The sequence below is a fragment of the Methylorubrum aminovorans genome, assembly GCF_022179725.1.
GTDB lineage: Bacteria > Pseudomonadota > Alphaproteobacteria > Rhizobiales > Beijerinckiaceae > Methylobacterium > Methylobacterium aminovorans.
In genome coordinates, this window is sequence record NZ_BPRC01000001.1 from 129,123 (window position 1) to 142,561 (window position 13,439).

At 68.1% G+C, this 13,439-nt stretch carries 14 protein-coding genes; 6 read left to right on the top strand and 8 right to left on the bottom strand.

Features of this window, described 5'->3' with window-relative positions; translation table 11 throughout:
- Positions 1–197: 197 nt before the first annotated feature.
- Positions 198–422, top strand: coding sequence for a hypothetical protein (locus tag MFF24_RS00610; protein ID WP_108940244.1), 225 nt, complete (start codon positions 198–200; stop codon positions 420–422).
- Between the two features lie 6 nt (positions 423–428).
- On the opposite strand, the gene MFF24_RS00615 is transcribed toward MFF24_RS00610, so the two are convergent.
- Positions 429–1,208: an MOSC domain-containing protein gene (locus MFF24_RS00615; RefSeq protein ID WP_238221631.1), complete on the bottom strand. Its 780-nt coding sequence runs from the start codon at positions 1,206–1,208 to the stop codon at positions 429–431.
- Positions 1,209–1,344: 136 nt separating this feature from the next.
- Between MFF24_RS00615 and MFF24_RS00620 the strand changes: the two genes are divergently transcribed.
- From MFF24_RS00620 to MFF24_RS00635, 4 genes are all read left to right on the top strand, one after another.
- On the top strand, positions 1,345–2,121 hold the full coding sequence (locus MFF24_RS00620) for an MOSC domain-containing protein (RefSeq protein ID WP_238221633.1): 777 nt from the start codon (positions 1,345–1,347) through the stop codon (positions 2,119–2,121).
- A gap of 251 nt (positions 2,122–2,372) precedes the next feature.
- Positions 2,373–4,997, top strand: a complete 2,625-nt coding sequence (gene clpB / locus MFF24_RS00625) for an ATP-dependent chaperone ClpB (protein ID WP_238221634.1) — start codon at positions 2,373–2,375, stop codon at positions 4,995–4,997.
- 113 nt (positions 4,998–5,110) lie between these two features.
- The gene (locus tag MFF24_RS00630; RefSeq protein ID WP_238221636.1) at positions 5,111–5,785 is read left to right on the top strand and encodes a metallophosphoesterase family protein; all 675 of its coding nucleotides are present in this window, start codon (positions 5,111–5,113) and stop codon (positions 5,783–5,785) included.
- A gap of 142 nt (positions 5,786–5,927) precedes the next feature.
- Positions 5,928–7,364: a short-chain fatty acid transporter gene (locus MFF24_RS00635; RefSeq protein ID WP_238221638.1), complete on the top strand. Its 1,437-nt coding sequence runs from the start codon at positions 5,928–5,930 to the stop codon at positions 7,362–7,364.
- A 7-nt stretch (positions 7,365–7,371) separates the two neighbouring features.
- On the opposite strand, the gene MFF24_RS00640 is transcribed toward MFF24_RS00635, so the two are convergent.
- The 6 genes from MFF24_RS00640 to rpmH form a co-directional block, all read right to left on the bottom strand.
- Positions 7,372–7,959 (bottom strand): hypothetical protein, encoded by a 588-nt coding sequence (locus MFF24_RS00640; RefSeq protein ID WP_238221640.1) that lies wholly within the window; start codon positions 7,957–7,959, stop codon positions 7,372–7,374.
- A 35-nt stretch (positions 7,960–7,994) separates the two neighbouring features.
- Positions 7,995–8,366 (bottom strand): DUF423 domain-containing protein, encoded by a 372-nt coding sequence (locus MFF24_RS00645; protein ID WP_238221642.1) that lies wholly within the window; start codon positions 8,364–8,366, stop codon positions 7,995–7,997.
- The gene (yihA, locus tag MFF24_RS00650) at positions 8,363–9,022 is read right to left on the bottom strand and encodes a ribosome biogenesis GTP-binding protein YihA/YsxC (RefSeq protein WP_238221646.1); all 660 of its coding nucleotides are present in this window, start codon (positions 9,020–9,022) and stop codon (positions 8,363–8,365) included. The genes MFF24_RS00645 and yihA overlap by 4 nt, the downstream gene beginning before the upstream one ends.
- A 118-nt stretch (positions 9,023–9,140) precedes the next feature.
- The gene (yidC, locus tag MFF24_RS00655; RefSeq protein WP_238221648.1) at positions 9,141–10,991 is read right to left on the bottom strand and encodes a membrane protein insertase YidC; all 1,851 of its coding nucleotides are present in this window, start codon (positions 10,989–10,991) and stop codon (positions 9,141–9,143) included.
- Positions 10,984–11,487, bottom strand: a complete 504-nt coding sequence (rnpA, locus tag MFF24_RS00660) for a ribonuclease P protein component (protein WP_238221649.1) — start codon at positions 11,485–11,487, stop codon at positions 10,984–10,986. Before rnpA ends, yidC begins: the two co-directional genes overlap by 8 nt.
- Before the next feature lie 71 nt (positions 11,488–11,558).
- Positions 11,559–11,693, bottom strand: coding sequence for a 50S ribosomal protein L34 (gene rpmH, locus MFF24_RS00665; protein WP_012253788.1), 135 nt, complete (start codon positions 11,691–11,693; stop codon positions 11,559–11,561).
- Between the two features lie 631 nt (positions 11,694–12,324).
- Here rpmH and rcdA point away from each other — a divergent pair.
- The gene (rcdA, locus tag MFF24_RS00670; protein ID WP_108940254.1) at positions 12,325–12,858 is read left to right on the top strand and encodes a protease adaptor protein RcdA; all 534 of its coding nucleotides are present in this window, start codon (positions 12,325–12,327) and stop codon (positions 12,856–12,858) included.
- Positions 12,859–13,084: 226 nt separating this feature from the next.
- Here the strand turns inward: rcdA and rpmE are convergent, their stop codons facing one another.
- Positions 13,085–13,339, bottom strand: coding sequence for a 50S ribosomal protein L31 (rpmE, locus tag MFF24_RS00675; protein ID WP_108940255.1), 255 nt, complete (start codon positions 13,337–13,339; stop codon positions 13,085–13,087).
- Positions 13,340–13,439: the final 100 nt, after the last annotated feature.

Genomic DNA, 13,439 nt, shown 5'->3' on the forward strand with positions numbered 1-13,439 from the left:
AATCGTCATCATGCGGCGGCGGACCTGGGGCCGTCCGAGCGCGGATCGCTGCCTGTGCAGCTTCAATGGACAGGCGCGGCGATCCCACGGTCGAGGTTCGACCTTCCATCACGCGTCTGTGCAGAGACGGTCGAACAACTTAATCGGCCATTAACCATCACCATCAATCATCCCCTCCTCGAACGAAGGGGCCGATCATGCCGAACGCCGATCTGGTGACGCCGCGTCCCAGTCTCACCCATCCCGGTCTGCTTGCGCGCGTCGTCGAGCGTCTCGGGCAGGGTGCGGGCTCTTCGGCCGATGTCTGGCGTCAGCTCACCGAGAACTACGCGGTCGACCTCGATGCCGTGGCCGCTCTCTTGCCCTGCGCCGAGCCCGAGCCGCTCTGGCTGACCGCCCGCGCCCAGACTCGCAAGCGCTGATCCGCCTCAGCCGATCACGCGCAAGCTGTCGCCCGCCCGCAGCACGCCCCCGGCCAAAACCTCGGCATAGACGCCGCAATCGGCGTGGCCGAGCTCCTCCATCAGGGCCTTCGGGAGCGACAGGTCGCGCAGACCCGTCTGCGGATCGACGTTGGTGGCGGCGCACCGCACGGTTCGGCTGGTGATCTTGAGACGGACACCGCCCTCCGCCTCCAGCACGCGACCGACCATGTCGAGTTCGGCCCAAGGCCCCAGCCCGTCGAGATAGAGGTTGCCGCGAAAGCGCAGGGGATCGACGGGGGCGCCGACGAGATCCTCGGTTGCCGCCACGCTCGCCCGGTTGATGAGCGAGACGTAGCCGGTGCGCGAATCGGTGAAGCGGTAGCCGGACGGCGCCGCCAGCACCCGCGGCGCGCCGCGCAGCTCCTGCGGCAGGAACCCCTTCATGAAGTCGGCGAGCGCCGCGCGGCCCTCCGCCGTGCCGAGATCCGCATCGACCGCCTGCACGCCGTTCTCCTCGACGGTGAGGCGATGCGTGGTGTCGTCGAACCGGGTGCGCAGCCGCGCCAATGCTTCGTTGCGCATCAGCATCAGGTAGGTGACCTTCGGCAGGTGGCGCGGCACGGTCTCGTTGAAGCCGGAAGGACCGTTCTCGATGGCGTAGAGCCGGTCCCCGGGGAAGTAACCGCTGGTTTCGAGTTCCGCCGTCTCCAGCGCCTCGGGCGAGAGGCCCTTGACCGGATAGCGGTAGAGGGCGGCGATGCGGATCGTGGGGCTCTGGCTCATGCCCCAGCGCTAAGGCCGGCCCTGCGCTTTTGGCAACCGGGCCCACGCCCCCCACGCCTCATCTACGAAGAATTCCGCATGGTCGGCGGCTGCGGTCTGGGTCAGCGTGCCGGCTCCGGCATGAGGATGAGGACAGATGGCCGAAGTCACCGCGCTCTACAGATATCCGGTCAAGGGCCTGTCGGCCGAGCCGCTTCCCGCCCTGACGCTGGCCCGCGCCTCCGGCCTCGCCTTCGACCGCGAATACGCGCTTGCCCTCGGCACCACGGCCTTCGATCCGCAGAATCCGGAGCCGCTCGACAAGGGCTATTTCCTGATGCTGCGCAGCAACGAGGTGCTGGCGGCTCTGTCGACGCGGTTCGATCCCGAAACCGGGCAGCTCACGATCACGCGCGGGGGTGAACCCCTGCTCACCGAGGATCTGACCCATCCCGAGGGCCGCGAGGCGGTCGAGCGCTTCTTCGAGGCCTATGTCGGCCCGGCCGCCAAGGGACGTCCGCGCCTCGTGCAGGCGAGGGATCACAAGTTCACCGACGGCAGCGTGATCTCGCCGGCCTTCATGCGGGCGGTCTCGCTCATCAATCTCGCCTCGGTCCGCGCCTTGGAGGAGCGGACCGGCGAAACGATCCACCCCTTGCGCTTCCGCGCCAACATCTACGTCGACGGGCTGGAGCCCTGGGCCGAGATGGATTGGATCGATCGCGAGGTGACGATCGGGAGCCCGCGCCTGCGAGGACTCGCCCGGACTCCACGCTGCGCCGCTGTGGACGTCAATCCGGAGACGGCCGAGCGTGACACCCACCTGCCGAAGGCGCTCAAGCGCCATTTCGGCCATGTCGATCTCGGCATCTATCTCGAAGTCCTCGCCGACGGTGCCGTCGCGGTCGGCGACCGGATGGCGGTGGCCGCGTAAGCCGAAGACGCCATTGGCTGACCGGCTTGCGGTCGAGCCGGCTCAGCGGCTCCGAATGCCCGCAGAGCCTGCATTTCCGGCTCCCTTACCCCCTTGTGTTACGTAAACGCAACACCAGATCATCCCTGCCGGCGGCTCGCAAAACAGCGCCGGCGTCCTGGCGGGGAAGACCCCGCGGGGCGACGCATCGGGGGCTTCGTGCCGCGGAAAGCGGGCGGATGACCCATCCGATCCGGGGAAGGGCAACACGCATGAATTTTGAAAAGTACACTGAGCGCGCCCGTGGCTTCGTCCAGGCCGCGCAGAATCTCGCCGTCCGCGAGGGCAATCCGCAGCTCGCACCCGGCCATCTCCTGAAGGTCCTGCTCGACGATCCCGAAGGCCTCTGCGCCGGTCTCATCGATCGGGCCGGCGGCCAGTCGCGGGTCGCGCATGCGCAGGTCGAGCAGTGGCTCGCCAAGCAGCCGAAGGTCTCGGGCAACGCCGCGCAGCCGCAGGCGACCCGCGACCTCGTGCGCCTGCTCGACACGGCCGAGCAGGCCGCCGAAAAGGCGGGCGATTCCTACGTCACCGTCGAGCGCCTGCTGATCGCCTTTGCGGTCGAGAAGGACTCGGAGGCCGGCCGCATCCTGACCGCGGCGGGCGTCACCGCGGCCTCGCTCAACGCGGCGATCAACGCCCTACGCAAGGGCCGCACCGCTGACAACGCGAGCGCCGAGAACGCCTACGACGCCCTGAAGAAATACGCCCGCGATCTCACCGAGGCTGCCCGCGAGGGCAAGCTCGATCCGGTGATCGGCCGCGACGAAGAGATCCGCCGCACGATCCAGGTTCTGTCGCGGCGCACCAAGAACAATCCCGTGCTGATCGGCGAACCCGGTGTCGGTAAGACCGCCATCGTCGAGGGCTTGGCCCTGCGCATCGTCAACGGCGACGTGCCGGAATCCTTGAAGGAGAAGAACCTGCTCGCGCTCGACATGGGCGCGCTGATCGCCGGCGCGAAGTATCGCGGCGAGTTCGAGGAGCGTCTGAAGGGCGTGCTCTCCGAGGTGACCGCGGCGGAAGGCCAGATCATCCTGTTCATCGACGAGATGCACACGCTGGTCGGCGCCGGAAAGGCGGATGGCGCCATGGACGCCTCGAACCTCCTGAAGCCCGCGCTCGCGCGCGGTGAGCTGCATTGCGTCGGCGCGACCACGCTCGACGAGTACCGCAAGCATGTCGAGAAGGACGCCGCGCTCGCCCGCCGCTTCCAGCCGGTCTTCGTGTCCGAGCCCACCGTCGAGGACACGGTCTCGATCCTGCGCGGCATCAAGGAGAAGTACGAGCAGCACCACGGTGTTCGCATCCACGACTCGGCTCTGGTCGCGGCGGCGACGCTGTCGAACCGCTACATCACCGACCGCTTCCTGCCCGACAAGGCGATCGACCTCGTGGACGAGGCGGGCTCCCGGCTGCGCATGCAGGTCGATTCGAAGCCGGAGGAACTCGACAACGTCGATCGTGAGATCGTGCGGCTGAAGATCGAGGGCGAGGCGTTGAAGAAGGAGACGGATTCCGCCTCCCGCGACCGGCTCCAGCGGCTGGAGAAGGAACTGGCCGATCTTGAGGAGCAGTCCGCCACCATCACGGCGCGCTGGAAGGCCGAGAAGGACAAGCTGGGTGCCGCGGCCGAGCTGAAGAAGAAGCTCGACGAGGCGCGCAACGAACTCGCCTCGGCACAGCGCCAGGGCCAGTACCAGCGCGCGGGCGAACTCGCCTACGGCGTGATCCCCGGTCTCGAAAAGCAGCTCTCCGAGATCGAGGCTGCCGCCGAGAACGCGGTCGCGCGCGACGGCATGGTCGAGGAAGCGGTGACGCCGGCTCACATCGCGGGCGTGGTCTCGCGCTGGACCGGCGTGCCGGTGGACAAGATGCTGGAGGGCGAGCGCGAGAAGCTGCTGGCGATGGAGGAGGCGCTCGGAAAGCGCGTCGTCGGCCAGCGCGAGGCGGTGGAGTCGGTCTCGACTGCGGTGCGCCGGGCGCGCGCCGGCCTGCAGGATCCGAACCGGCCGATCGGCTCGTTCATGTTCCTCGGTCCGACAGGCGTCGGCAAGACCGAGCTGACCAAGGCGCTCGCCGGCTTCCTGTTCGACGACGACACGGCGTTGGTCCGCATCGACATGTCCGAGTACATGGAGAAGCACGCGGTCGCCCGCCTCATCGGCGCCCCTCCGGGCTATGTCGGCTACGAGGAGGGCGGGGCGCTGACCGAAGCCGTGCGGCGTCGGCCCTACCAGGTCGTGCTGTTCGACGAGGTCGAAAAGGCGCATCCGGACGTGTTCAACGTCCTCCTGCAGGTGCTCGACGACGGGCGTCTGACGGACGGGCAGGGGCGCACGGTCGATTTCCGCAACACGCTTCTGATCATGACCTCGAACCTGGGCGCCGAGTATCTGGTGAACCAGCCCGCCGGCCAGGACACCGATGCGGTGCGTGACGAGGTGATGGGCGTGGTGCGCGGCCACTTCCGGCCGGAGTTCCTGAATCGGGTGGACGAGATCATCCTGTTCCACCGCCTCGCGCGGTCCGAGATGGGGGCGATCGTCGACATCCAGCTCGGCCGCCTCGCCAAGCTCTTGGAGGATCGCAAGATCACCCTCGACGTGGACGAGGAGGCCCGCACCTGGCTCGCCGACAAGGGCTACGACCCCGCCTACGGGGCACGGCCGCTGAAGCGGGTGATCCAGAAGAACGTGCAGGACCCGCTCGCCGAGGCGATCCTCTCCGGCGTGATCCACGACGGCGAAACGGTGCCGGTGCGCGTCGGCCCGGCCGGGCTGATGATCGGCGACGTCGCCGCCGAGCGCCGGCCGGCGGGGGTGCTGCTGAACTGATCCGCCGCAAAGTGGCTACGTGAAATGCCCCGGCGCCGAGAGGTGCCGGGGCATTTCAGTTTGCAGCGACGCCAGCTCTTGCGCTGCACAAGAATACCCTCGACAACCACCGGATGACGGCGGAAACGCTCACCTACGCCATCGGCGACATCCACGGCTGCGCCGACCTCCTCGACCGCATGCTGGAGCGCATCGAGGCCCATGCCGGGGATCGCGCGAAAAAGCTCGTTTTCCTCGGCGACTACATCGATCGCGGACCCGACAGCGCGCGGGTAATTGAGACCCTGCGCCGCCTGCAATGGCGCGGGCCGGACGACGTGGTCTGCCTGATGGGCAACCACGAGGCGATGCTGCTCAAGACGTTGCACGAGCCGGGCGCCCTCGACCATTGGCTGGTGAATGGCGGCACCGAGACGCTGGCCTCTTACGATGCGGCCGGCCCGGAGGAGATCCCCGGCGACGTGCTGGACTGGATCGAAGCTTTGCCAACTGTGCATGACGATGCGCAGCGCTGGTTCGTCCATGCCGGCTTCCGGCCCGACGCGGAGGTCCCCGACCCGGATCGCGAGACGCATCTCTGGATCCGCGAGCCGTTCCTCTCCGCCGATCACGATTTCGGCCGCCACGTCGTCCATGGGCACACGCCGCAGACCCGCGGCGGGGCGGATTGCCGCCGCTTCCGCACCAATCTCGACACGGGTGCGGTCTACGGCAATGCGCTGACGGCGGGCGTTTTTTCGCAGGCACAAGGGCCTGCGCTGGAATTCCTGCGTGTGTCAGTCCGGTGAGCGGCGGAGGCCGCACGACCGGCCAACCTCGATTTCTGTGAGCGCTGAGGTTTCGTAACGGGACCCGCTTGAACCCGGCATCGGCTCCCCTTCTAACGGAGGATAAGCGGCCGCCCGCGCCGCGGATCAGGAGACGACGTCCATGGATGCGCCCGCCAAGCCCCGCGACCGGACCGAGGAGAGGGCCATGGCCCGCCTTGCGCTCCGCTTCACCGATTGGGCCGAGAAGTGGTTTCCGGACGCCTTCGTGTTCGTGGCCATCGCCGTCGTCATCGTAGCCGGCGCTGCCCTCGTCAACGGCGCGCCGGTCCAGGCCGTGACCAAGAGCTTCGGCGACGGCTTCTGGAGCCTGATCCCCTTCACCATGCAGATGGTCTTCGTCACCATCGGCGGCTACGTCGTGGCGACCTCCGCACCGGTCCAGGCGCTGATCGACCGCATGGCTTTGGTGCCGAAGACCGGGCGCGGCGCCATCGGATACGTCGCGCTCGCCACCATGCTCTCCTCGCTCCTGAGCTGGGGCCTCAGCCTGATCTTCGGCGGCCTGCTCGCCCGCGCACTGGCTCGCCGGCCCGAACTGCGGATGGATTATCGCGCGGCCGGCGCGGCGGCCTATCTCGGCCTCGGCGCGACCTGGGCCATGGGCCTGTCCTCCTCCGCCGCGCAGCTTCAGGCGAATCCCAAAAGTCTGCCGCCGGGCCTCTTGCCGATCACCGGCGTGATTCCGTTCAGCGAGACGATCTTCCTCTGGCAGTCCATCCTGATCACCGTGATCCTCGTCGTCATGTCGGCGGTGATCGCCGTCGCTTCGGCGCCGGGCCGCGACACCGCGGTGACGGCCCAGGATCTCGGCGTCGACGTGTCGAAGGAGGACACCAGCCTGCCCCCGCCGAAGCAGCCCGGCGAGTGGCTGGAGCACGCTCCCGTTCTGACGGTGCTGATCGGCCTGCTCGCGGCGGGCTGGCTGATTCAGGAATTCGCGCGCCAGGACTGGATGATCGCGATCTCCAGCCTCAACACCTACAACTTCCTGTTCCTGATGGCCGGCCTCGTGCTGCACTGGCGGCCCAAGCGCTTCCTCGCCGCGCTCAGCAAGGCGGTGCCGGCCACCGCCGGCATCCTGATCCAGTTCCCGTTCTACGCCGCCATCGCGGCGATCCTGACGGGCGCCAAGAACGCCGCCGGCCACAGCCTGTCGGACGTCATCGCCCACGCCTTCGTGGCGCTGAACACGCAAGGCAGCTTCCCGCTGGCCATGGGCGTCTACTCGGCGCTGCTCGGCTTCTTCATTCCGTCGGGGGGCGGCAAGTGGCTCTTGGAGGCGCCCTACGTGATGCAGGCGGCCAACGAGCTGAAGGTGCATCTCGGCTGGGCGGTGCAGGTCTACAACGCGGCGGAAGCCTTGCCGAACCTGATCAACCCGTTCTTCATGCTGCCGCTTCTCGGCATTCTGGGGTTGAAGGCCCGCGACATCGTCGGCTTCAGCTTCCTCCAGCTCCTCGTCCACCTGCCGGTGGTGCTGTTCCTGCTCTGGGCGCTCGCCTTCACGCTGGAATATCACCCGCCGGTGATGCCGTAAGGCGCACCTACGGGCGGCCCTGCGGCGGGCCGCCCATCACGATGAGGCCGGCATCCATCAGGCCGGTTGCCGCGTCGCTGCCGGTGGGGAGAAGCGTGAAGCTGACGGGGCGCAGAGGGCCGGCATCGTGTCCGGTGCTCTTCTCCGACCAAAGGCTCGTGGCAAGCGGTGAGAAAGTGTCGGCCGGAAAGGCGTCCTCGAAGCCCGCAGAGCGCGCCCGCTCGGTGACGCGTCCGAGGAAATCCTTGGCCCGCACACCGAGCCGCGCCGGCAGGCCGTCGCGCTCGGCCCACCACACGGTCTGGAGGAGGCAGTGCCGGCCGTCGGCATCCCGTCCCCAGGACGCGACGTAGCGCGGCGACAGCAACTCGACCGCCTTCTCCCGATCCGGGGCGCGGGAGGGAATCTGATCGATCGCCTCCTTCGAGGCGGGGCGCGTCGCGAGGCCCTCGAACGGGGTGCGACCGTGGCGGATATAGCCGAGGCAATCCTCGAAGATCAGTCGCATGACCAGCGGCTCGTTCTCCTCGATCGCGCCGGCACGGGCGGGACAAGCCGCGAGGCAGGCGGCGAGCAGAAGCCAGTGTCTCGGCACGCGTCCCTCCTGCGGGCTCGGCCGCACTGACCGTATCAGCGCCGCGCCGGCACCAGTGCGGCGACGGCCGCGAGCGCCCATCCCGCCATCAGCACCGTTCCTCCGATCGGTGCCGCCATCGGGAACAGTGCTTGGCCGGTCAGCGCCAGCAGGGCGAGATCGCCTGAGAACAGCGCGAGCCCGACGAGCAGAGCTGCCGCGGCGAGGCGGGTGAGGGCACCACGGGTCAGGCCGGCGGCGGCGAAGCCGGTCAAAGCGATGATGGCCGGCGCGTGGAACAGCAGGAACTGCGCGGCGGTCTTCAGCGTCTCGCCGCCGCTGGTATGGGCGACCGCCGCGCTGGCCGCCACGCCGAGCCCGCCGGCGAGCGCTGCCAGGGCTGCGAGGAGGCGGTCGAGGCCGGTCACGCGCCGCGCTCCTGCAGCAGCCGGGCGATGCTGGCGCGCAGCTCCGCCACGCCGCTGTCGTCGCGGCTCGAAGTCAGCAGAACTTCCGGATAGGCCGCCGGGCGCTTGGCGAGCGCCGCCTGGATGCCGGCGATGCGCCGCTCGATCTCGGCCTTCTTGAGGGCGTCGCCCTTGGTCAGCACGATCTGATAGGAGACCGCCGCCTTGTCGAGCCCGTCGAGCAGATCGGTGTCGATCGACTTCAGGCCGTGCCGGGAATCGATCAGGACGTAGACCCGCGCGAGGTTCGAGCGGCCCTTCAGGTAGGCGTGGATCAACTGGGTCCAGGCCTCGACCTTGGCCTTCTCGACCGCGGCGTAGCCGTAGCCCGGCATGTCGACGAGGGTCAGGCGCCCGCCGATGCGGAAGAAGTTGAGCTGCTGGGTGCGGCCCGGCGTGTGAGAGGTGCGCGCCAGCGTGTTGCGGCCGGTCAGCGCGTTGACGAGGCTCGACTTGCCGACGTTGGAACGCCCGGCAAACGCGATCTCGATACCTTCCATCGGCGGCAGGGCGCCGAGCGCCGGGGCAGCGGCGGTGAACTCGGCCTCGCCCGCGAACAGCAGGCGACCGGCTTCGAGCAGTTCGGGGGAGAGGGAATCGGTCTCGGCTTCGGTCATTGCGGATATCGCCTCGCCTGGCGACGCCGTCCCGATGAGGCCGGGCCGGCGCGGCCCGGGCCGGAACGCAGCGGATCCCGGGCAGGCCCGGGATCCAGGGAAGAGAGAGCCGTGGCGCTCAGCTCTTGGTGGCCGCGGCTTTCTTGTCGCCGCGTTTGAACATGCCCCTCATGTTGTCCCACAATTCCACCTTCACGCCGTTCCGGCGCATGATGATGTATTGCTGGATCACCGAGAGAGTGTTGTTCCAGGCCCAGTAGATCACCAGTCCGGCCGGGAACGAGCCGAGCATGAAGGTGAACACGATCGGCATGAAGGCGAAGACCTGCGCCTGGACCGGGTCCGGCGGCGCGGGGTTCATCTTCATCTGCACGAACATCGTGATGCCCATGATGATCGGCCACACGCCCAGATGGATGAAGTCGGGCGCGGCGAACGGCAGGAGGCCGAACAGGTTGACGATGCTCGTCGGATCGGGCGCGGCGAGGTCCTGGATCCAGCCGAAGAACGGCGCGTGCCGCATCTCGATGGTGATGAACAGGACCTTGTAGAGCGCGAAGAAGACCGGGATCTGGATCAGCACCGGCCAGCAGCCGGCCACCGGATTGATCTTCTCCTTCTTGTACAGCTCCATCATCGCCTGTTGCTGCTTCGTCCGGTCGTCCTTGTAGCGCTCCCGGATGGAGGTCATCTCCGGCTGCACGGCCTTCATCTTGGCCATGGAGACGTAGGAGCGGTTGGCGATCGGCAGGAAGAAGATCTTCAGGATCAGCGTCACGAGCAGGATCGAGACGCCGAAATTCCCGGCGAGATGGAAGAAGAAGTCCAGCGCCCGGAACATCGGCTTGGTCAGGAACCAGAACCAGCCCCAGTCGATCATCAGGTCGAACTGCTTGATGCCGAGCTCGCGCTCGTAGGCGTTGATCTGGTTGACCTCCTTGGCGCCTGCGAACAGGCGCTGGGTCGTGGTCGAGGATGCGTTCGGTGCCACCGTCACGGCGTCGGCGCGCACGGAGGTCTGGTAGACCTTGGTCGCGCCGTCGGTGCGCTCGGTGAAGGCGCCGGTGAAGGGCTTGTCCTGCTCCGGAATGGCCGCGGCGGCCCAGTACTTGTCGGTGATGCCGACCCAGCCGCCGGTCACGTTCGTCCAGGCCTTGCCCAGCGTGCCGGGGCCGCCATAGGCCGGCTCCTTGGCGACCTTGTCGTAGGTGTATTCCTGCAGGCCGTCGTTGCCGAGCACGCCGATCAGGCCCTCGTGCAGCACGAAGTAGCCCTGAGTGTGCGGCTTACCCCAGCGCGAGACGAGGCTGTAGGGATAGAGCGTCACCGGGTTGGCCGAGGTGTTCTCCACCTCGTCGCGAACCGTGAACATGAACTTGTCGTCGACCGCGACGATGCGCTTGAACACGAGGCCCTGGCCGTTGTCCCAGCTCAGCGTCAGCGGCTTGCCGGGGGCGAGCAACTCGCCGTCGGCCTTCCACACCGTCTCGCTGGTGGGCAGCGGCCCGGCATTGGCGCCGACCCAGCCGAACTCGGCATAATAGGGGTTGGCGCTGCCGATGGGCGAGAGCAGCACGATGCGCGGGCTCTCGTCGCTGACGGTCTCGTGGTAGTTCTTCAGGCTCACGTCGTCGATGCGCGCACCCTTGAGCGCGATCGAGCCGTAGAGGGCGGGCGTGTCGATGCGCACGCGGGCCGAGCGGGCCAGCGCGTCCTCGCGGGAGACGGGGCCCTGCGCAGCGGTGCCCGGCACCGTGCCGGGAACGGGCGCGTTGGGGCTGCCCTCCCGCGGGCTCGGGGCGGGGATGCCGTCGGCCGTCTGCGGCACGCCGGATTGCTGCGTGGTCTGGCTCTGCGCCGCCTGTCGCTGCCGCTCGCTGGCCGGCCCGGTGACGAAGTAATGCCAGCCAAGCAGGACCACCAGCGACAAGGCGATGGCGACGAACATGTTCGTCTTGTCGTTACCCATCGGTCGATCCGTCAGGCGCCTTCGATGTGGAGGGAAAGGGCGGAGTGCCACCCGCGTTCGCACCGCGGCCGGAGCGTGAGCCGCCGCGTCGCGATGGAGAGGGAGATGGTCTGGAAGCGTCGCCGGAACGGGGCGAGGCCGGGCGCGTCACCGTGTGGAGGGCCCGGCGCAGATCCGCGACGAGACTTTCGAAGGGCGCGTCGAGGGCGGGGCGTCGGGCGATCACCACGACATCCGCTCCGATCGCGGGGGCGTCCGCGGCCACGGCAGCGACGGCGCTGCGCAGGCGACGCCGGATCCGGTTGCGTTCGGTCGCATGCCCTACGCGCTTGGTGATGGTGAAGCCGAGGAAGAGCCCCTCGGCGGGCGCGCCGTCGCGGGTCTCGTCGGGCGTGCGCAGGCGCCCCTGGGCGCTCATGCGTTCCGTGTGGAAGCGCCGGCCCTGGGCGGCTGCCAGGAAGTCCGGGCGCCGCCGGAGACGTCCGATCGTCGGCACGGGCGCTCCGATCCCGATTCGCGGGCTCGTGTTGCGAAACGTGGCGCCGGCGTGCGGCGCCACGGATTGTATCAGGCCGAGAGGCGCTTGCGGCCGTGCGCGCGGCGGGCAGCGATGACCTTGCGGCCGCCGGCGGTCGCCATGCGGGCGCGGAAGCCGTGACGGCGCTTACGGACGAGCTTGCTGGGCTGGTAGGTTCTCTTCATGATCGGTCTCCGGCGGTCGAGGTATCGACCCGGCGGCGCTTGTGTTCAGCGCGCGGACCGTGCGTGGACCTCGAAATGGGATCTGCAAACGCGAAGGGCGCCCCGAACAGGGCGCCGCTTCGCAATGGCGCGGCTTATGGCGGAGGGGGCGCCGCAAGTCAATGACGCCATGCCGATGCGGATGCGGGGCGGGGGAGGGTGCCGCAACCCTAATGGGTCACCCTCGTGCGTATTGGCGGCTCGATGTCATATCCGGCCGCGTTTTCAGCCCTCGATCCCGACGCCATGCAGCTTTTTTGAGACGCCTAGCGAGCGTTTAACGCTGCGTTAACCTTTCCGTTCTACAAAGAGGCACATCCAGATTGTCTGGATCCTGATTGGGATCTCCGTCCAGTCTGTTTGATGCCTCCCTGTAAGACTCGTGACAGCCGCTCCTCTGGAGCGGCTTCTTTTTTGGCGCCGACGCCCATGGCAGGCTTCGCGCCCTTTGCTGCGCCGGCCCCGTTAACGTTAAAAAGACGTGAACCCTCACCCGGCTCGCGTTCGGCGCTACACTTGCCCCACTGGCTGCATTCGCACCGAGATCGTCCCGAGGCGGGACAGATGGTTCGCCGGCGGCACAGGAGGCAGGATGACCGAGTTCGACGTCACGTTCCGGGACGACCGTGAGTGGGTGAGCTTCGGCGAGTCCTACGTGTCGTCGGAGGCATTCAAGACCCTGTTTCGCGAGGGCATGCTGCTGGTCGAAGAGACCGCGGCCTATCTCGACGGGGAGGGCAGGGCCGAATCGCGGCTGATCTCGCGTGATGCCACGCTGGCCTATGCCAGCGAGAGCATGCGCCTCACCACGCGGCTGATGCAGATCGCCTCTTGGCTGCTGGTGCAGCGGGCGGTGTCCGAGGGCGAACTCTCGGTGAGTCAGGCGCAGGAGGAGAAGACCCGAGTCAAGCTCGCCGAATCGGAGCGCGCCCTGCCGGAGGCCGGTGAGGCCTTCGCCACCTTGCCGCTGCGGCTCCAGGACCTCGTGCGCCGCTCGCGCCGGCTGCACGCGCGCATCCTTCACCTCGATGCGCTGATCAGTGAAGACCGTCCCGTGCCGGTGCCGCGGGAGAGCCCCGTTACCGCGCAGTTCGGTCGCCTGCGGGCCGCGTTCGGCGGCGAGTGAGGCGTTCGCCCGCGAAAAGCCGTTCCCGGTGATCGAGGTCGGGGCCAGATCGGGCGCGTGCCATCAGCCGATGGCCGCGCCCGTTCGATTCGGAAAAAGTGTCTGTTCCGGCAGCGCCCCTCGGCGGGCTCATGCGAACGGCGCGTTGCCCCTCGCGCACAAACGAAAACGGCGCCGCGAGCGGCGCCGTTTCAACGAACCGGACCGGAGTCCGTCCCGAAAAGAATCACTTCTTGCCGAAGCCGAGGCCGCCGAAGCGCGAGTTGAAGCGCGAGACGCGCCCGCCGCGATCGAGCATCTTCTGCTCGCCGCCGGTCCAGGCCGGGTGCGTGGTCGGGTCGATGTCCAGGTTGAGGACGTCGCCTTCCTTGCCGTAGGTCGACCGGGTCTTGTACTCGGTGCCGTCGGTCATCACGACCTTGATGAAGTGGTAGTCGGGGTGCTCGGTCCCCTTGGCCTTGGCGGCCTCGTTCTTTGCCATGACGAATTCCTGAGGTAGCACGCCGACCGGCCCCGCCACTCAGGGGAAGAGCCAGGGGCAAAACATCGCGCGCATTCCGATGAAGGCGCGCCTATACCTC